We start from the raw sequence: 18,193 nt of genomic DNA on the forward strand, positions 1-18,193 counted from the left end.
ACCGCCCCTGGAATCCACCCACAGGAGGCGTCGCGGCGACACATCGTCGCTCGCGGCCGCCCGCGGGGCGGATCTCAGGGGCGCTTTCGGACTCAGTTCGACGCGGCTCGCAACTTCTCCAGCAGCGCGGGTGCGGCGTCGCGCAGGAACTCGTCTTGCGTGTCGCCCCCGATCTGGACGAGCGCGATGTCGGTGAAGCCGGCCTCCCAGAAGGGTTTCACGGCCTCGACGATCTGGTCGAGGTCGGGGCCGCACGGGATGTTGCCTGCGACGTCGTCCGGCGTGACGAACTGGGTCGCGGCGGCGAATCCCGCGGTGGTCCGCAGGTCGGCGTTGACATCCCATCCGCCGGCGAACCACCGGAACTGATCGTGCGCACGTTCGATCGCCTTGTCGCGGTCGGGATCCCAGCTGATGGGGATCTGCCCGATCGCGCGGGACCGCTGTCCGTCGACGGTCGGGGTCGACGAGTGCGCGTTCCAGGCGTTGATGAAGTCGGCGTCGGGTTCGACGGCGATCAGGTGGTCGGCGAGCGGGCCGAACGTCTCGATGCCCGCGTTGCCTGCGACCGCGACACCGATCGGGACCGGCTGATCGGGGAGATCCCAGATCCGGGCGGCGTCGACCTGGAAGAACTCGCCGCGGAAGTCGACGAGCTCGCCGGTGTGCAGCTTGCGGATGATCTCGATGGCCTCGGCGAGCATGTCCTGGCGGTCGGCGACCGACGGCCAACCCTCGCCGACGACGTGTTCGTTGAGGTTCTCGCCCGAGCCCAGACCGAGGGTGAAGCGACCGTCGGCGAGGATCTGCAGCGTCGCGGCCTTCTGCGCGATGATCGCCGGGTGATAGCGGATCGTCGGGCACGTCACGTACGTCATCAGGTCGACCCGCTCGGTCGCGTGGGCGACGGCTCCCAGGACCGTCCACGCGTACGGTGCGTGACCCTGGGCCGAGAGCCACGGAAAGTAGTGGTCGCTCGACACCTCGAAGTCGAAGCCAGCGTCTTCGGCGCCGACGGCGTACCGCACCAGCTCTTTCGGGCCGGCCTGCTCGGTCATCAGGGTGTAGCCGAATCGCGTTGCCATGGGGTTCTCCTCTGCGAGATCGGTCGCTTCGGTGTAGGCGTTGAGTCGTAGGTCCGAATCCGGGACGCTCGAGACGGTGGTGTCCGGACGGCGGACGTCCGACGACGGGGCGCGGTTCTCGACCCCGGAAACGAGGTGCAGATGCCGGACCACAAAGCGGATGGGTCTATCGACACCGTGCTTCTCGATGTCGACGGTACCCTCGTCGACTCGACCTACCTCCACGCGCTGGCGTGGATGCGGGCCTTCGCAGGCCACGACCTGATCCCGCAGTGGTGGCGGGTGCACCGGGCGATCGGCATGGGCGGCGACCGCCTCGTCGGCGAGATCTGCGGCGACGAGGTGGAGGATTCGCTCGGCGATACGCTCCGCGACGACTGGGAGGGGCACTACCGCCGGCTGCTACCCGACGTCCGTCCGCTCCTCGGCGCAGCCGACCTGGTCCGAGGGTTGCTCGACGCCGGGTATCGGGTGGCTCTCGCGTCGTCGGGGAAGTCGGAGTTCACCGATGCGGCGCTGGAGTCGATGGGGTTGTCGCGGAACGACTTCGCCGCCGTGACGACCTCGGACGATGCCGACTCGTCCAAGCCGGCGCCCGATATCCTGTCGGTCGCCCTCGACGAGGCCGGCGGCGGGCGGGCTGTGGTCGTCGGCGACACGGTGTGGGATGTGGCGTCGGCGCACCGGCTGCCGGCGGAGTGCGTTGCGGTGCGCTCCGGCGGGTTCTCGGAGGGTGAGTTGCGCGACTCGGGGGCGGTGCTCGTCGTCGAGCACGTCGGTGAACTCGTCGACCGCGACTGGCGTCCCTGAGCGACGGCGTCGATTGGCGCGAGGCCGACCCTGGGGCGCTAGGCTGGATCATTGTGTCGCGTACGTCGCTGTCGGTGGTGTCGGACTCCGTCACCGCACGGGCTCCGTCGAAGGTCAATCTGCACCTCGGGGTCGGTCCGCGCCGCGAGGACGGGTACCACGACCTGGTCACCGTCTTCCAGGCGCTGTCCCTGCACGACGACATCCGGGTGGCCCGTGCGAACGAGACGACCGTGACCGTCCGCGGTGAAGGCGCCGGGTCGGTCCCGGCCGACGAGTCCAATCTCGCGGTACGCGCGGCGTTGGCACTGGCCGACTGGGCGGACCGGTCCGGCAAGGTCGCCATCGACATCGACAAGACGATCCCGGTCGCCGGCGGCATGGCCGGTGGCAGCGCCGACGCCGCGGGGGCGCTCGTCGCACTCGCCGCCCTCTGGAAACTCGACATCGGCCGGGACGACCTCGCCACGATCGCGGCGGGTCTGGGCAGCGACGTCCCGTTCGCGTTGCACGGCAACACCGCGCTCGGCACCGGGCGCGGCGAGCGGTTGATGCAGGTCCTCTCCCGCGGGGAATTCCACTGGGTCCTGGCACTCGCGCGCGAAGGGCTGTCCACGCCGGCGGTGTACCGCGAACTGGATCGGTTGCGCGGCAGCCGTTCTGGCGAGTGCGCCGACGACGACGAACGCGACCTGCTCCGACGCCCCGACGAACTGATGCAGGCGCTGGCGTCGGGCGACCCGCGCGCGGTGGCGCCGCTGCTGCACAACGATCTACAGCCCGCGGCGCTCTCATTGCAGCCGACGCTCCGCCGGACGCTGCGCGCCGGGATCGACGCCGGAGCGCTGGGCGGCATCGTGTCGGGGTCGGGTCCGACGTGCGCCTTCCTGTGCGCCGACGAGACCAGCGCGGTGAACGTCGCGGCGGAATTGTCCGGCGCCGGAGTTGCTCGCTCGGTCCGCACCGCCAGCGGTCCGGCTGCCGGGACGCGAGTCCTGGGAGCCGATCTCCGGCGCTGATCACCTACGGTTGATCGATGCCCCGTAGACCCTTCGCTGTCGTCGCGTCGACAGTCGTCGCCCTGCTGCTCGGGCTGTCGGCGGTCGCCATGCCGGGCTCCGCCGTGGCCGCCGCACCCGCCGACGGGTTCGTGTTCACCACCACCGAGGTCGCCGACGACGAACTCCCGTCGGCTGCCCGATCGGGGACCCGGATCACCTACGCGACGCGCGATCAGAACGGACGTCCGGCGATGTCGAGCGGCGTGTACTGGGTGCCCGAGGGCGTGCCGCCCGCCGGCGGCTGGCCGATCGTCTCCTGGGCGCACGGGACGGTGGGCCTTGCCGATGAGTGCGCGCCGACCCTGCACCGCCTCGGCGACGGCGTCGAGGCGCCGGTGCGGGCGGCACTCGACGCCGGCTACGCGGTCACCGCAACCGACTACGCCGGGCTTGGATCGGCGGGGGAGACGGAGTACCTCGGCGGCCGGGCGGCCGCGTATTCGGTACTCGACATGATCCGGGCGGCACGGTCGGTCGACCCCTCACTCGGGTCGCGGTGGGTGTCGACGGGTCATTCGCAGGGCGGTCACGCCGCGCTGCATGCGGGCCGCCTCGCCGCGGAGCACGCACCCGAACTGCCGGTCGCCGGCATCGTCGCGATCGCCCCGGTGTCGTCGCTGGAGAACCTCTTCGGACTGTTCGGCCCCCGCGTCCCGGGCCTCGGCGCGCTGAATGTCCTCAGTGCGCCGTTCCTGTTCACCCTCGCCGGTCTCGACCACGCCCATCCGGAGCTCGGTGTCGCCGACTTCCTGACCGCCGACGGCAAGCGTTTCCTCGACCGGGCGCGCGCCCGGTGCAACGGCGATCTGGTCGACGCGCTGCGGTCGGTGTCACCGGGTTCACTCGTCGCGTCGTCGTTCACCGACGAGCAGGAGTTCCGCGACGCCCTGCGCGAGTACGCGGAGGTCCCCACGTCCGGATATCCGGCGAAAGTCACGCTGGCACATGGGTTTCTCGATCCGGTGCTGCCCTACCCGCTGTCCCGGTCCCTGCGGTCGGCGATGCGCGACGCGGGCACCGACGTCGACCTCAAGACCTACGCGCGTGCCGATCACAGCAGCGTCGTCGACGAGTCGCTGCCCGACGTGATGACAGCGATCCGGGAGTCGTTCGGCCGCTGACGAGATCCTTCGCCGACGACGACCGGCCCGGGCCGCCGGTCATTCGAGGGCTTCGCCGAGCTCCATCCAGCGGTCCTCGACCTCGGCCAGCTCGGTCTCCATGGCGCGGATGCGTTCGGTCTCGGCGGCGAGCCCCTGGTAGTCGGACTGATCATGGTCGGCCAGCGCCGCTCGCGCGGAGTCGATCGTGCTGTGCAACTTGTCGATCCGACGCTCCAGGGCGGCCAGCTCCTTGTTCGCCGCGCGCAGCTCCGCGCCGCTCAGGGCCGAACCCGACCCACCGCCCGTCGACGTCGAACGGCCCGAACCCGAACCGCCCGAACCCGATCCGGAGGCGGTCGCCTTCGACTGCGCCGCACGGAGTTTCAGGAACTCGTCGACCCCGTTCGGGAGGTGTCGCAACTTGCCGTCGAGGACGGCGAACTGCTGATCGGTGACCCGTTCGAGGAAGTACCGGTCGTGCGAGACGACGATGAGCGTGCCCGGCCAGGAGTCGAGAAGATCCTCGAGCGCGGCGAGCATGTCGGTGTCGAGGTCGTTGGTCGGCTCGTCGAGGATCAGCACGTTCGGGGCGTCGAGGAGGATCAACAGCAGCTGCAGGCGTCGCTTCTGTCCGCCGGACAGATCTCGGACCGGGGTGGAGAGCTGCGCGCTGTCGAAGCCCAGCCGTTCGAGCAGCTGCGACGGCGAGAGTTCCTGCGCCTTCGATCCGGCGCCGAAGGTGTAGGTGGTCTGCAGTTCCGTGATGACCACGCGGACCGGATCGTCGAGGTACCGGTCGAGGTCGTCGAGGCGCTGGGTCAGGGTGGCGACCTTGACCGTCTTGCCGCGCTTGACCCGTCCGCCGGTCGGCTCCACCGTCCCGGCGATGAGACCGAGCAGCGTGGACTTGCCCGCGCCGTTGACCCCGAGGATGCCGGTGCGCTCACCCGGCGCGAGCCGCCACTCGACGCCGTCGAGGACGTTGCGCTCGCCGTAGGACACCGACACGTCGAGCAGGTCGACGACGTCTTTGCCGAGACGTGCGGTGGCCAGGGACTGCAGGGCGACGGTGTCGCGAACCGGCGGTACGTCGGCGATCAGTGCGTTGGCCGCGTCGATCCGGAACTTCGGCTTGGATGTCCGTGCCGGGGCGCCCCGACGCAACCAGGCCAGTTCCTTGCGTGCCAGGTTCTGCCGGCGCGCCTCGATGGTCGCGGCCTGCCGGTCGCGTTCGACGCGCTGCAGGATGTAGGCGGCGTATCCGCCCTCGAACGGTTCGACGATCCGGTCGTGTACCTCCCAGGTGACGGTGCAGACCTCGTCCAGGAACCACCGGTCGTGGGTGACGACCATCAGTCCGCCGGCGTTGGCCGGCCAGCGGCGCTTGAGGTGCTGTGCGAGCCAGGTGATGGCCTCGACGTCGAGGTGGTTGGTCGGCTCGTCCAGCGCGAGGACGTCGTGCTCACCGGCCAGCAGCCGTGCCAGGGACACCCGGCGTCGCTGACCACCCGACAGCGACGCGGTGGGCGCGGTCCACTCGACGTCCCCGAGTAGTCCCCCGATGACGTCGCGGACGCGGGCGTCGCCCGCCCATTCGTGTTCGGGACGGTCACCGACGACGGCGTGCCCGACGGTCTCGTCGTCGTCGAACACGTCGACCTGATCCAGGACGCCGACACGCACGCCGCCCCGGACGGTGACGCGACCGGAATCGGGCTGCATCCGTCCGGCGAGCATCGCCAATAGGCTCGACTTGCCGTCGCCGTTGCGCCCGACGATGCCGATGCGGTCGCCCTCGTTGACGCCGAGGGACACCGACTCGAAGACCTTGGTGGTCGGGTATTCCAGGCCTAGGGTTTCCGCGCCGAGTAGATGAGCCACCCGACAAACGCTAGTGGGTGGCCGGTGTCGGGCTAACGGCGGATGGCCCCGTTGATCATGGCTGCGAAGGCGACGGCGCCGGCCTGGTTGACGTGGAATGGCAGGGCGATGCGATTCGACAGCGAGCTCTCGTACCAGGGGCTGATCAGGTTGCACGCATCGTGCCCCGCCGATCGGCGGTTGGCGTCGATGAAGGTGCCACCGACCTTGGTCGACGCCCGCCAGAGCGCGCCGTTGGCGCGGTTGAAGACCTCACGCATCCACCGGGCGTCGGGGTCGCTCAGCGGGACGAGCGGCCAGCATCCGCTGAACCCGATGAAGCCACCCAGGCCGACGACGATGATCTGGGCGTTGGGTGCCTTCTTCCGGACTGCGCGAAGCGCCGGGGTCACCCGGCTCTCCATCAGGTCGATCCGACGCCGGACCTCGTTCTCGAGGCCGCGGTTGTGGCGGCAGCGCCGGTCGGTGAACGCGGGCGTCCGGCATTGGTTCAGGATCGCGTTCCACCGCATGTCGTTGCCGCCGATGCTCACCGTGATCAGTTGCGCGTCGCGCGGGACCAGATGCAGCTGAATCGGCTTCGTGCCACCGCTGGTGTGTTGTGGGGCCTGGTACAGGTGCGCCGCCTGGGCGCCCGCGCACGAGGCGTCGATGAAACGTCGCGGCAGAGTGGCCCCGGCGACGAGGGTCGGGTAGTTGAACGCCGACCGCTTGCAGCCTCCGAAATACGCGGGGGTCGGGGTGTAGAAGCTCCCGGACGCACGCGAATCACCGAGCGCCACGTAGGTGCCACCGGTGTAGCGCGCCGGGGCCGCCTGCGCGGGCGCGGACACCGCTGCCATCAGCGACACCACGAACGCGGTGACCAGCACCGTCGCCAATACTCGGACCCCACCCCGGACAAACCCCACCAACGCACACCACTTCCGCTACCCGCCGATTGCTCAGGGAATCTTAAGGCACGACCGGCGGACGGGAAACCGGACTGGGCTGAGCGTTCACCGGGGTTGTCGGTACGCATCGGTCGCCTGTTACCGCGGGCTGCGCGAACTTTGCGGGGGGCGTGAGCGGCGGATATCACACGAGCAGGCTGAAGACCACCCGTAGGAAACGGACAGCTGCCGATGGGTCGCCCGACCCGGCTCCGTGGGGTGGTTTTCAGGGAGCGACAGTCGGAGCAGCGACCTGCATGACACCTACAGGCCGAGGTCCTTGGCGATGATCGTCTTCATGACCTCGCTGGTGCCACCGTAGATGCGGGTGACGCGGGTGTCTGCGTACAGCCGGGCGATCGGGTACTCCAGGACGTAGCCGTACCCGCCGTGCAACTGCAGGCACTTGTCGATGACCTTGCCGGCGGTCTCGGTGGCGAACAGCTTCGCGCGGGCCGCGTCCGGGACGGTGAGTTCGCCCTCGTTGTGGAGTTCGAGTGCGCGGTCGACGATCGCGCGGATCGCCTCGACCTCGGCAGAGCACTCGGCGAGCACGAACTTGGTGTTCTGGAACGCGGCAACGGGTTTGCCGAAGACGTCGCGCTCCTTGGTGTAGGCGATCGCATGCTGGACGGCTGCCGCGGCGGTGGCCGACGCCCCGACGGCGATGGTGAGTCGTTCCTGCGCGAGGTTGTGCGCCAGGTACGAGAACCCGGCTCCCTCCTCGCCGAGCCGGTCGGACACGGGAACCTCGACCGAACTGAACGAGAGCTCGGCGGTGTCGGAGGCCTTGAGTCCGATCTTCTCGATCTTGCGGCCGACCGAGAATCCCTCGGACTTGGTGTCCACCACCAGGATCGACAATCCGGCACGACGGTTCTCGGGATCGAAGGGTGCGGTCCGGGCGACGACGAGGACGCGATCGGCGAGTGCGCCGCCGGTGATGAACGTCTTCGCGCCGTCGAGTACGTAGTGCGATCCGTCCTCGGACAGCTTGGCGGTGGTCGAGATGTTGGCGAGATCAGAACCGGTGCCGGGTTCGGTCATCGCGATCGCGAACATCAGCTCGCCGGAACAGAATCCGGGCAGCCAGCGCTGCTTCTGCTCGTCGGTGGCGTACTCGACGAGGTAGGGGAGGATCAGGTTCGAGTGCACCGAGTAGCTGCCGAAGGTGACACCCGCGGCCGAGGTCTCCTCGGCGATCACCATCGAGTAGGTGAAGTCGGAGACACCGCCGCCGCCGTACTCCTCGGGCGCCTCGATGCCCAGGACGCCGAGTTCGCCGAGACGGTTGTAGAACTCACGCGGCGGATGTCCCTGTTTCTCCCAGTCGTGATAGACGGGCGCGACCTCCTTGGCGATGAAGTCCCGGACTGTCTTGCGGAACGATTCGTGGTCCTCGGTGAAGATGCGACGCTGCATGTGGTCCCTCGAAACTGTTGTGGGCGGACGGGTCTGACGACATTCGGCTCGGCGGTCACTTCTCGCGATATTCGCGCAGGAGTCCCTTGGAGATGATCTGTTTCTGTATTTCGCTGGTGCCCTCGCCGATCAGCAGGAAGGGCGCGTCGCGCATCAGCCGCTCGATCTCGAACTCCTTCGAATAGCCGTAGCCACCGTGGATTCGAAAGCTGGCCTGGGTGACCTCGGCGCAGTACTCGCTGCACAGGTACTTGGCCATTCCGGCGGCGACGTCGTTGCGCTCGCCCGAGTCCTTCAGGCGTGCCGCATTGACCATCATCAGGTGTGCGGCCTCGACTTTCGTCGCCATCTCGGCCAGCGAGAACGCGATGGCCTGGTGTTCGGCGATGGGCTTGCCGAACGTGGATCGCTGCTGCGCGTACTTCACGCCGAGTTCGAATGCGCGCTGGGCGATCCCGCACGCGCGGGCGGAGACGTTGACGCGGCCGACCTCGACGCCGTCCATCATGTGCGCGAACCCGCGGCCGGGCTCGCCGCCGAGGATGTCGGACGCGGGTGCGCGATAACCGTCGAAGATCAGCTCGGTGGTGTCGATGCCCTTGTAGCCCATCTTGTCCAGCTTCCGCGGAATCGTCAGCCCGGGCCGCACCTCGCCGAAACCGGCGGCCTTTTCGACGAGGAAGGTGGTCAGGTTCTTGTGCGGCTTCTCGTTGCCCTCGTCGGTCCGGACCAGCGCGGCAACGAGAGTCGACGACCCGCCGTTGGTCAGCCACATCTTCTGCCCGTCGATGATGTATCCGTCGTCTCCGTCGCGCTTGGCGCTCGTCTTGATCGCCGCCACGTCCGACCCCAGTTCCGGTTCGGACATCGAGAACGCGCCGCGCACCTCGCCGGTCGCCATCCGGGGGAGGAACCGCTGCTTCTGGTCGTCGGTCCCGTGCTGCCGGATCATGTACGCCACGATGAAATGGGTGTTGATCACCCCGGACACACTCATCCAGCCGCGCGCGAGTTCCTCGACGCACAGCGCATAGGTCAGCAGGGATTCGCCGAGCCCGCCGTACTCCTCGGGGATCATCAGACCGAACAAGCCCATCTCGGCCATGCCGTCGACGATGGCCTGCGGGTACTCGTCGGCGTGCTCGAGCTCCTGCGCGGTGGGGATGATCTGTTTGTCGACGAACGAGCGGACGTTGGACAGGATCTCGGTCTGGATCTCGGTGAGGCCCAAGGTCTGCGCGAGGCGGGTCATGGTGGTGGCTTGTCTCCGAAGTCGGTCGGGGTGCGATCGCACCGTCGGGCGGGCGCGTGTGCGACTTCACACAGGTCCGTCTCACAGCATGCACTCCTCGACCGCGCTGAAGTAGTCGCGCTGAACTAAGGGAGCGATAGCGCGAGCCAATGGCACGCGCGCCTCCCATAGGCAGGGCCTCATCGACCGTGAGTGTGAACCGACTTGCCTGCCAGGCGCCCCGGTGGTCGGCTCGTCAGAACGGGCGTTCACGTCCGCCGGCGTCGTACACGTCTGACACAACGTCATCCTTGCCCCGACATCGAGGAGTCCTCATGCGTGATGCAGTGATCGTCGACGCGGTCCGCGCGCCCATCGGCCGCCGTCGCGGCGCCCTGTCCGGGATCCATCCCGCCGACCTGTCCGCCCATGTACTCGAGGCGCTCGTCGAGCGGACCGGCATCGATCCGGCTGTCGTCGACGACGTCGTCTGGGGCTGCGTCAGCCAGACCGCCGAGCAAGCGGGCAACGTCGCGCGAACGGCCGTGCTCGCCGCCGGCTGGCCCGAGAGTGTCCCCGGAACCACCGTCACGCGCGCCTGCGGGTCGAGCCAGCAGGCGGTCAGCATGGCGGCCGCGGCGGTCGCCTCGGGCCAGCAGGACGTCGTCATCGCCGGCGGCGTCGAGTCGATGAGCCGGGTCCCGATGGGCAGCGCCGCGCCGAACGGCGAGCACCAGCCGCCCACGGTCCTCGACCGTTACGGCGTCGACAGGTTCAGCCAGGGGATCGGCGCCGAGATGGTCGCCGCGAAGTGGGGATTGGATCGCACTCGCCTCGACGAGTACTCGCTGCGATCACACGACCTCGCCGCGCAGGCGGCCGACCGCGGCGCCTTCGACGCCCAGCTGGCCCCGATCCCGGGAGTGCTCGAGGGCGACGAGGGAATCCGGCGCGGCGGCACCCTCGAGTCGTTGGCCAAGCTCGCGCCGGCCTTCAGCGAGGACGGCGTCATCCACGCCGGCAACTCCTCGCAGATCTCCGACGGGTCCGGTGCCCTGTTGATCATGTCCGGCGAGACCGCGAAGTCGCACGGTCTCACGCCGATCGCCCGAATCCACACCGCGGTCGTCGCCGCCGATGATCCGGTGATCATGCTGACCGGGCCGATCCCGGCAACGGCGAAGGCGCTCAAGCGTTCGGGGCTGTCGATCGACGACATCGGCGCCTTCGAGATCAACGAGGCGTTTGCCCCGGTGCCACTGGCCTGGCAGGCCGAGACCGGCGCCGACATCGAGAGACTCAACCCGCTGGGCGGCGCGATCGCGGTCGGCCACCCCCTGGGCGGGTCCGGCGCGATCCTCATGACTCGGCTCGTCCATAACATGCGGGACAACGGGATTCGATACGGACTGCAGTCGATGTGCGAGGCCGGCGGGATGGCCAACGCCACCATTCTCGAACTGCTCTGACCACGGAGCCTCCGCCCTGAGATGCGAGGAGCGCAGGCGGTCCCGTCTGCTCCCTGAGGTGCGGGGAGCGTCGGCGGCCCCCTCTGCTCCCTGAGGTGCGGGGAGCGTCGGCGGCCCCCTCTGCTCCCTGAGGTGCGGGGAGCGTCGGCGGCCCCCTCTGCTCCCTGAGGTGCGAGGAGCGTAAGCGACGAGCCTCGAAGGGTCTCGTACGGCGACCCGCCAGACCCTTCGTGACGCTCGCAAGCTCGCTCCTCAGGGGTCTGGGTCGGGCTCGCAAGCTCGCTCCTCAGGGAGCAGCAAACATCACCACGAAAGGTACTGAACAACAATGGAACTCAACGGACTGTCGGTGGCGATCACCGGTGGCGCATCCGGTCTCGGCCTCGCGACGGCCCGACGTGTCATCGACGCCGGCGGCCTGGTCACCCTGATCGATCTGCCGACCTCGGACGGACAGGCCGTGGCCGACGGACTCGGCACCGCGGCCTCGTTCGCCGCCGCCGACATCACCGATCCCGAACAGTTCGCCGCCGCACTCGATGTCGCCGACGACCGCGGTGGCCTGCGCGGACTGGTGCACTGTGCCGGAGCCGGCCGGCGCATGCGCATCCTCGACAAGGAGGGCAGGGCGGGTTCGGTCGAGGACTTCGAGTTCGTCGTCAAGCTGAACCTCGTCGGGTCGTTCCATGCGCTCTCGCTGGGCGCGGAACGCATCGCGCGGCTCGATCCGATCGAGGGCGAACGCGGCGCCATCATCATGACCGCGTCGGTCGCGGCGTTCGAGGGACAGATCGGCCAGATCAACTATGCGGCATCGAAGGCGGGCATCGTCGGGATGACGCTGGTCGCCGCCCGCGACCTGGCCGGCAAGCTCATCCGGGTGAACACCATCGCTCCCGGCACGATGGACACCCCGCTGCTGGCGCGCCTGCGCGACGACGTGCGTGCGTCACTGGAGGCGAGCATCCCCCATCCGGCACGACTGGGCCGGCCGGAGGAATTCGGGCAGCTCGCGGCCTCGATCCTGGAGAACTCCTATCTCAACGGCGAGACCATCCGCCTCGACGGGGCGATCCGGATGGCACCGCGCTGAGCCGCCCGGTTCGAGAGTCAGCGCTGGGCGCGCTTGACCAGGTTGCGTCCGATGATGAGCCGCTGGATCTCGCTGGTGCCCTCGTACAGGCGGAGCAACCGCACCTCGCGGTAGATGCGCTCCACCGGGACGTCGCGCATGTAGCCGCTGCCGCCGTGGATCTGTACCGCGAGATCGGCGACCTTGCCGACCATCTCGGTGCAGAACAGCTTGGCGGCGGACGGGGCGATGCGCCGGTCGGTGTCGTCGACCCAGGCGCGGGCCGCTTCGCGGACCAGTGCTCGCCCGGCCATCACGCCGGACTGCTGGTCGGCGAGCATGGCCTGTACCAACTGGAACTCGCCGATCGCGGTACCGCCCTGGGTCGCCGTCGCGGCCCACGACACCGACTCGTCGAGGGCGCGCTGCGCGGTGCCCACCGAGAGGGCGGCGATGTGAACCCGGCCGCGCGCCAGGCTCATCATCGCGGCCTTGTAGCCCACGTCCTCGCTGCCACCGACCAGCGCCGACGCCGGGACACGTACATCGTCGAAGTGCACGTCGGCGGTCCAGGCGCCCTCCTGGCCCATCTTGCGGTCCTTGGCGCCCACGCTGAGCCCCGCGGCGTCGGCGGGGACGAGGAACACTGCGATGCCGGTGCCGTCGTCGTCGGCCGGGCGGGTTCGGGCGAACACGACGAACAGATCGGCCAGCGGGGCGTTGGTGATGAACCGTTTCTCGCCGGTGATCACCCAGTCGTCGCCGTCGCGGACGGCCTTCGTGCGCAGTCCGGCCGGGTCGGAGCCGGCCCCCGGCTCCGTCAGTGCGAACGAGGCGACCACCTCGCCGGACGCGATCTTCTCCAGCCACGCGGTCTTCTGCTCATCGGTGCCGAAGTGCACGAGTACCTGGCCGGCGATGCCGTTGTTGGTGCCGAACATCGACCGCAGCGCCAGGGAGGTGTATCCCAGTTCCATCGCGAGTTCGACGTCCTGGGTCAGGTCGAGGCCCAGACCGCCCCATTCCTGCGGGATGGCGTAGCCGAAAAGACCCATGTCCTTGGCCGTCTGGCGGATGTCGTCCGGGATCGCGTCCGTGTCGAGGATCTCCTGCTCACGCGGGACCACCACCTCGCGGACGAACTCACGCGTCGCGGCGAGAATGTCGGCGAAATCCTCGGGTCCCACCTGGGAGGTCGAGGCTGGTTGCATCACACCGGTCATGCGCCCACTCTGCGCGTTCGCACCTCGGCCGTCCAATACGAAACCGGGATCGATCCGATAGCCGCTGCGTATGAGCGTGGAGGGGTTCGACGGGGGACGATCTCGATAGATTGAGTTCACTCACCCGCCGGCGCGGCGCCCTGTCGCTGTTCGCCGTTCGCTCTCCACCGACCTCACGGGGCGGTGACCCGGAAGGACGACACGACACATGTCACGCACCACCGCGCAGCCGCTGCTCGAAGGACGTACCGCCGTCGTGACCGGCGGCGCGCAGGGCATCGGTTTCGAGATCGCCAGATCGTTCGTCGAGGCCGGCGCTCGAGTCGTGCTCGGCGATCTCGGCCTCGACGCCGCGCAGGCTGCCGCGGACGAACTCGGCGGCAGCGAGGTGGCCCGGGCGGTGCGGTGTGACGTCGTCGACGCGGGCGAGGTCGACGCACTGCTGGCGACGGCGGTCGAGGTCTTCGGATCTCTCGACGTCGTGGTGAACAACGCGGGGATCACCCGGGACGCCACGATGCGCACGATGACCGAGGAGGATTTCGACCAGGTCATCTCGGTGCATCTCAAAGGCACCTGGAACGGCACGCGTAAGGCGGCGGCGATCATGCGCGAGGCCAAGCGCGGTGCGATCGTGAACATCTCGTCGCTGTCGGGCAAGGTCGGCATGGTCGGGCAGACGAACTACTCGGCGGCCAAGGCGGGCATCGTCGGCCTCACCAAGGCCGCGGCCAAGGAGATGGCCCATCACGGCGTACGGGTCAACGCGATACAGCCCGGTCTGATCCGGTCGGCGATGACCGAGGCGATGCCGCAGAAGGCCTGGGACCAGAAGATGGCGGAGATCCCGATGCGACGCGTCGGCGAGGTCGGTGAGGTCGCGAGCGTCGCATTGTTCCTGGCGTCGGACATGTCGTCGTACATGACGGGCACCGTCCTCGAGGTGACCGGCGGCCGCTTCATGTGAGAGTCGATCTCACCCAGACAACTTCGCACCATCGAACCCGAAAGGTCACCCATGCGCGACGTGGTCATCTGCGAACCGGTACGGACCCCGATCGGCCGCTACGGCGGGATGTTCAAGAATCTCACCGCCGTCGATCTCGGGGTCGCCGCGTTGACGGGGATGCTCGATCGCACCGGACTCGACCCGGGGAAGGTCGAGGACGTCATCCTCGGTCACTGCAACGGCAACAGTGAGGCGCCCGCCCTGGGACGAGTGATCGCCCTCGACGCGGGGTTGCCGATCACGGTGGGCGGCATGCACATCGACCGTCGTTGCGGCTCGGGACTGCAGGCCGTCATCCAGGCCGCATACCAGGTGTCGTCGGGCGACAACGACGTCGTGGTCGCCGGTGGTGCCGAATCGATGAGCAATGCGTCGTTCTACTCGGTGGACATGCGGTGGGGTGGTGCACGAACCGGGATCGCCATGCACGACAGTCTGGTTCGCGCCCGCTCGACCGCCGGCGGAAAGAACTACCCGGTGCCCGGCGGCATGATCGAGACGGCCGAGAACCTGCGCGAGGAGTATGAGATCTCCCGGGAAGAGCAGGACGAGCTGGCTGTGGCATCGCACGAACGAGCGGTCCGCGCTCAGAAGGACGGCGTCCTGGCCGAGGAGATCATCCCGGTCACCGTTCCCTCGCGAGGACGCGACCAGGTCATCGACACCGACGAGCATCCGCGCCCCGATGTCTCGGTGGAATCGTTGTCTAAGCTCAAGCCGATCATGGGCAAGACCGACCCGGATGCGACGGTGACGGCGGGCAACGCCAGCGGCCAGAACGACGCCGCGTCGATGGCGATCGTGACCACGTCCGAGGTCGCCGAGGAGCTGGGTCTGCGCCCGCTGGTCAAGCTCGTGTCCTGGGGTCTGGCCGGGGTACCGCCGCGCACCATGGGGATCGGGCCGGTGCCGGCGACCGAGAAGGCCCTCGCGAAGGCCGGACTGACGCTCGCCGACATCGACGTCATCGAACTCAACGAGGCCTTCGCCGCGCAGGCGCTCGCTGTCACCCGCGAATGGGGTTTCGGCCGGTTCGGCGCCGGCGGCGATTTCGATCGCACCAACGTCCATGGCTCGGGAATCTCACTGGGACATCCGGTCGGGGCCACCGGCGGCCGCATGCTGGCCTCGCTGGCGCGCGAGCTGCACCGGCGCGGGGCGCGTTACGGTCTGGAGACGATGTGCATCGGCGGTGGTCAGGGACTCGCGGCGGTCTTCGAACGCGTCGGCTGACCCCAAGACTCACCGGACCCCACCTGAGTCGCTCCGGTGGGGTCCGGTGTTCCAGTCGGTCATCCCACCGATTCGCGCACGAGGTCGACGAACGCCTGGCCGACGGCCGACAGGGACGGCGGGTGAAAGGCGATCGCGAAGGGACGCACGACATTCGGTTCGATCTCGCGGATGACGACCGGGGAGTCCGCCGACTCCGCGACGGACCGCTCGAGGAGCGTGCCGCCGATCCCGGACTCCACCATGGGGAGCCGTTCCTCGCGGATCTCCGACAGCACGGCGAGCGGCGGCCGGACGCCGCCGACACGGATGGCCTCCTCGAACTCGTCGGCCACCGAGTAGCCGCGCGGCACGAAGACCATCGGGATCGGCGGCAGGTTGTTCAACGGGATCGGGCCCTCGGCCACCTCGGTGCCGGGTGGGTAGACCAGGACGTGTTCGTGTTCACCCATCACGATGACCTCGAGGTCGTCACCGGCGATCGGCAGGTGAGCGACGGCGAACTCGCAGTGACCGTCCTCGATCGCCGACGCGGCCCTGGTCTCGTCGCGTAACTCGCCCAGCCGCACCGACACTCGTGGATACGCGGCACGGAACCGGGTGACGAGGTCGACGACGGGTCCGACGGCGGTGGCGGCGAAGGCGAGGATGTCGAGATGACCGGTGAGTTCGTCCTCCGACGCCGAGAGAAGGTCGTCGACGGCATCCATGTCGCGGACGATCTGACGTGCGGGACCGACCATCGTCCGCCCGGCCGCCGAGAGCACCATCCCACGGCCGATGCGGTGGAACAGCTGCACCCCGAGTTCGCGTTCGAGCGCCCGGAGTGCTTGGGACACAGTGGGTTGAGCGACGCCGAGAGCCGAGGCCGCACCACCGATGCCCTTGTTCTCCACCACCGCCAGGAAGTACTCGACCTGCCGCGATTCCATGGTGGAAGTCACCAGTCCCGTGGTTCGGCGGGATCCGGAGCGATCCCGCAGTGGACCTTCGCCGCGGAGATGAAGGCGAGGGCGGCCGGCGAGGGGAGCCCGGATCGCAGCACGAGTCCCCACGCCCGCGTCAGCGGCGGGTCGAGCGCGAGTCGCCGCAGTCCCGCGAGCTGTCGTTCGGCCACGGTGAAGGGGAGAACCGTTGCCCCCGTTCCCTTCTTGACCAGACTCCACACCGCGGAAGGCAGCTGGCAGTCGACCGCCACGTTCCTTCCGTCCTCGTCGAGGAGCCCGTCGAGGAGCCCCGCCGTGATCGGGTCGCTGTGATCGATGACGAGGGGTAGTGAGCGCACCGCCGAGTGCGGTATCGGATCCGGCAGTCCGTCGGCGAGCGGCGCCGGCGCCGCGACGACCAGTTCCTGCTCGGCCATCGGGATGGCGGTGAAAGTCGCGTGCTCGGCGGTCGAGTCCATGATCCCGACCTCGGCCTCGCCGGATCGCAGCGCCGACAGCACTCCTGCGGGGCTGTCCGCGGAGACGACCCGTACCGACAAGTGCGGGAAGCGTTCCCGGAACAGACGCACGACGTTGACCACGGGATCCACGCTGAATGCCGCGTAGGTCACGACGTCGACGCGGCCGGCACGCAGCTCGCGAACCGCGTCGACCTTGGCCTTGGCACGGTCGACGTCGGCCAGGATGCGGCGGGCGGCGACGTCGAGTTTGCGTCCGGCCTCGGTGAGTTCGAGGCGGCGCCCGGTGCGGTCGAACAACGTGACGCCGAGGCGCTTCTCGAGCGTGCGGATGGCCTGGGACAGCGACGGCTGTGAGATGTAGAGGGACTGGGCGGCCTTCGTGATGCCGCCGTGGTCGACCACGGCGACGAAGTAGGTCACGAGGTGCAGGTCCACCCCGGTCACTTTAGTGAATCCGGCGGGAGGTCACTTGCCGGTCCATCGCGGCGCCCGCTTCTCGGCGAAGGCGACGGCACCCTCTCTCGCGTCGTCGGAGGCGAACACCGGGCCGAGATGATCCCATTGCTTCTTGATCAGTTCGGGATCGGTGTAGCGGATGGCCATCGAGGTGACCTGTTTGGTGGCACGGACGGCGAGCGGGCCGTTGGCCGCGATGACGGCGGCCAGTTCGCGTGCGCCGGCGAGCGCCTCACCGGGCTCGGTGACGCGGTTGACCAGTCCGAACTGATGGGCGCGTTCGGCGGTGAGCGGGTCGCCGGTCAGCGCGAGCTCCATCGCGACCTGGTACGGCAGGATCTTCGGCAGGCGGAGCAGTCCGCCGGCCGCGGCGGCGAGTCCGCGCTTGACCTCGGGGATGCCGAACTTGGAATTGCTCGCCGCGACGACGAGGTCTGCCGACAGCGCGAGTTCGCATCCCCCGGCCAGCGCCCAGCCCTCGACCGCGGCGATGAGGGGCTTGCTGGGTGGCGCCTCGGTGAGGCCGCCGAACCCGCGGCCCTTCAGCGACACCTGCTCGCCGCGGGCGAAGGCCTTGAGGTCCATTCCGGCGCAGAACGTGCCGCCGGCGCCGGTGAGGATCCCGATGGTGAGGTCGTCGCGCGACTCGAGTTCGTCGATCGCGGCGGCGATGCCCTCGGAGACCTCGAGATTCACGGCGTTCTTCGCTTCGGGACGATTGATCGTGATGACGGCGACGCCGTCGGCGAACTCGGTGAGCACTGCACTCATGGGATCTCCTGGAGTTGGTGGACGGAG

At 68.9% G+C, this 18,193-nt stretch carries 16 protein-coding genes; 7 read left to right on the forward strand and 9 right to left on the reverse strand.

The genetic code is table 11. The features are described from left to right. Positions 1-92: 92 nt before the first annotated feature. Positions 93-1,085, reverse strand: coding sequence for an LLM class F420-dependent oxidoreductase (locus KTR9_RS08180; RefSeq protein ID WP_014925990.1), 993 nt, complete (start codon positions 1,083-1,085; stop codon positions 93-95). 141 nt (positions 1,086-1,226) lie between these two features. Between KTR9_RS08180 and KTR9_RS08185 the strand changes: the two genes are divergently transcribed. The 3 genes from KTR9_RS08185 to KTR9_RS08195 are packed head-to-tail and all read left to right on the forward strand — an operon-like array spanning position 1,227 to position 4,077. Further along, positions 1,227-1,895 carry an HAD family hydrolase gene (locus KTR9_RS08185; RefSeq protein ID WP_044507757.1) on the forward strand — a complete coding sequence of 223 codons (669 nt, stop codon included), beginning with the start codon at positions 1,227-1,229 and terminating at the stop codon, positions 1,893-1,895. Between the two features lie 53 nt (positions 1,896-1,948). Continuing rightward, the gene (locus tag KTR9_RS08190; protein WP_010844377.1) at positions 1,949-2,914 is read left to right on the forward strand and encodes a 4-(cytidine 5'-diphospho)-2-C-methyl-D-erythritol kinase; all 966 of its coding nucleotides are present in this window, start codon (positions 1,949-1,951) and stop codon (positions 2,912-2,914) included. A gap of 17 nt (positions 2,915-2,931) precedes the next feature. Then, positions 2,932-4,077 (forward strand): alpha/beta hydrolase, encoded by a 1,146-nt coding sequence (locus tag KTR9_RS08195; protein WP_044506270.1) that lies wholly within the window; start codon positions 2,932-2,934, stop codon positions 4,075-4,077. A gap of 39 nt (positions 4,078-4,116) precedes the next feature. On the opposite strand, the gene KTR9_RS08200 is transcribed toward KTR9_RS08195, so the two are convergent. The 4 genes from KTR9_RS08200 to KTR9_RS08215 form a co-directional block, all read right to left on the reverse strand. Further along, positions 4,117-5,940 carry an ABC-F family ATP-binding cassette domain-containing protein gene (locus KTR9_RS08200; protein WP_014925993.1) on the reverse strand — a complete coding sequence of 608 codons (1,824 nt, stop codon included), beginning with the start codon at positions 5,938-5,940 and terminating at the stop codon, positions 4,117-4,119. Positions 5,941-5,972: 32 nt separating this feature from the next. Continuing rightward, positions 5,973-6,812, reverse strand: a complete 840-nt coding sequence (locus tag KTR9_RS08205; RefSeq protein WP_148281259.1) for an SGNH/GDSL hydrolase family protein — start codon at positions 6,810-6,812, stop codon at positions 5,973-5,975. 324 nt (positions 6,813-7,136) lie between these two features. Further along, on the reverse strand, positions 7,137-8,294 hold the full coding sequence (locus KTR9_RS08210) for an acyl-CoA dehydrogenase family protein (protein ID WP_014925995.1): 1,158 nt from the start codon (positions 8,292-8,294) through the stop codon (positions 7,137-7,139). Positions 8,295-8,349: 55 nt separating this feature from the next. Continuing rightward, complete coding sequence (locus tag KTR9_RS08215) at positions 8,350-9,546, reverse strand: acyl-CoA dehydrogenase family protein (protein ID WP_014925996.1); 1,197 nt, start codon at positions 9,544-9,546, stop codon at positions 8,350-8,352. 314 nt (positions 9,547-9,860) lie between these two features. Here KTR9_RS08215 and KTR9_RS08220 point away from each other — a divergent pair, with 314 nt between their 5' ends. Together KTR9_RS08220 and KTR9_RS08225 are read left to right on the forward strand one after the other, a co-directional pair. Beyond that, complete coding sequence (locus KTR9_RS08220) at positions 9,861-10,994, forward strand: thiolase family protein (RefSeq protein ID WP_014925997.1); 1,134 nt, start codon at positions 9,861-9,863, stop codon at positions 10,992-10,994. Positions 10,995-11,322: 328 nt separating this feature from the next. Next, positions 11,323-12,087, forward strand: a complete 765-nt coding sequence (locus tag KTR9_RS08225) for an SDR family NAD(P)-dependent oxidoreductase (RefSeq protein WP_014925998.1) — start codon at positions 11,323-11,325, stop codon at positions 12,085-12,087. Between the two features lie 17 nt (positions 12,088-12,104). Here KTR9_RS08225 and KTR9_RS08230 read toward each other — a convergent pair whose 3' ends face one another. Then, a complete protein-coding gene (locus KTR9_RS08230) occupies positions 12,105-13,289 on the reverse strand; it encodes an acyl-CoA dehydrogenase family protein (RefSeq protein WP_014925999.1) in 1,185 nt (394 codons plus the stop codon). 208 nt (positions 13,290-13,497) lie between these two features. On the opposite strand from KTR9_RS08230, the gene fabG reads away from it, so the two are divergent. Both fabG and KTR9_RS08240 read left to right on the forward strand, forming a co-directional pair. After that, entirely contained in the window at positions 13,498-14,256 is a 759-nt protein-coding gene (gene fabG, locus KTR9_RS08235) for a 3-oxoacyl-ACP reductase FabG (protein WP_014926000.1), read from the forward strand. Between the two features lie 51 nt (positions 14,257-14,307). After that, positions 14,308-15,531, forward strand: a complete 1,224-nt coding sequence (locus KTR9_RS08240) for an acetyl-CoA C-acetyltransferase (protein ID WP_014926001.1) — start codon at positions 14,308-14,310, stop codon at positions 15,529-15,531. 59 nt (positions 15,532-15,590) lie between these two features. Here the strand turns inward: KTR9_RS08240 and KTR9_RS08245 are convergent, their stop codons facing one another. Genes KTR9_RS08245 through KTR9_RS08255 form a run of 3 tightly spaced genes read right to left on the reverse strand, consistent with a single transcriptional unit; the run spans position 15,591 to position 18,166 of the window. Then, positions 15,591-16,463: a LysR family transcriptional regulator gene (locus tag KTR9_RS08245; protein ID WP_044506275.1), complete on the reverse strand. Its 873-nt coding sequence runs from the start codon at positions 16,461-16,463 to the stop codon at positions 15,591-15,593. 8 nt (positions 16,464-16,471) lie between these two features. Then, positions 16,472-17,374, reverse strand: a complete 903-nt coding sequence (locus tag KTR9_RS08250) for a LysR family transcriptional regulator (RefSeq protein ID WP_014926003.1) — start codon at positions 17,372-17,374, stop codon at positions 16,472-16,474. 30 nt (positions 17,375-17,404) lie between these two features. Further along, positions 17,405-18,166, reverse strand: a complete 762-nt coding sequence (locus KTR9_RS08255; protein WP_014926004.1) for a crotonase/enoyl-CoA hydratase family protein — start codon at positions 18,164-18,166, stop codon at positions 17,405-17,407. Positions 18,167-18,193 lie beyond the last annotated feature (27 nt).

The organism is Gordonia sp. KTR9 (assembly GCF_000143885.2).
In the GTDB taxonomy this organism is placed as follows: domain Bacteria; phylum Actinomycetota; class Actinomycetes; order Mycobacteriales; family Mycobacteriaceae; genus Gordonia.

Bases quoted from the DNA above. Each gene is read 5' to 3' on its own strand.
- KTR9_RS08180 (WP_014925990.1), bottom strand. From the start codon at position 1,085: ATGGCAACGCGATTCGGCTACACCCTGATGACCGAGCAGGCCGGCCCG.
- KTR9_RS08185 (WP_044507757.1), top strand. From the start codon at position 1,227: ATGCCGGACCACAAAGCGGATGGGTCTATCGACACCGTGCTTCTCGAT.
- KTR9_RS08195 (WP_044506270.1), top strand. From the start codon at position 2,932: ATGCCCCGTAGACCCTTCGCTGTCGTCGCGTCGACAGTCGTCGCCCTG.
- KTR9_RS08210 (WP_014925995.1), bottom strand. From the start codon at position 8,294: ATGCAGCGTCGCATCTTCACCGAGGACCACGAATCGTTCCGCAAGACA.
- KTR9_RS08215 (WP_014925996.1), bottom strand. From the start codon at position 9,546: ATGACCCGCCTCGCGCAGACCTTGGGCCTCACCGAGATCCAGACCGAG.
- KTR9_RS08220 (WP_014925997.1), top strand. From the start codon at position 9,861: ATGCGTGATGCAGTGATCGTCGACGCGGTCCGCGCGCCCATCGGCCGC.
- KTR9_RS08225 (WP_014925998.1), top strand. From the start codon at position 11,323: ATGGAACTCAACGGACTGTCGGTGGCGATCACCGGTGGCGCATCCGGT.
- KTR9_RS08230 (WP_014925999.1), bottom strand. From the start codon at position 13,289: ATGACCGGTGTGATGCAACCAGCCTCGACCTCCCAGGTGGGACCCGAG.
- fabG (WP_014926000.1), top strand. From the start codon at position 13,498: ATGTCACGCACCACCGCGCAGCCGCTGCTCGAAGGACGTACCGCCGTC.
- KTR9_RS08240 (WP_014926001.1), top strand. From the start codon at position 14,308: ATGCGCGACGTGGTCATCTGCGAACCGGTACGGACCCCGATCGGCCGC.
- KTR9_RS08245 (WP_044506275.1), bottom strand. From the start codon at position 16,463: ATGGAATCGCGGCAGGTCGAGTACTTCCTGGCGGTGGTGGAGAACAAG.
- KTR9_RS08255 (WP_014926004.1), bottom strand. From the start codon at position 18,166: ATGAGTGCAGTGCTCACCGAGTTCGCCGACGGCGTCGCCGTCATCACG.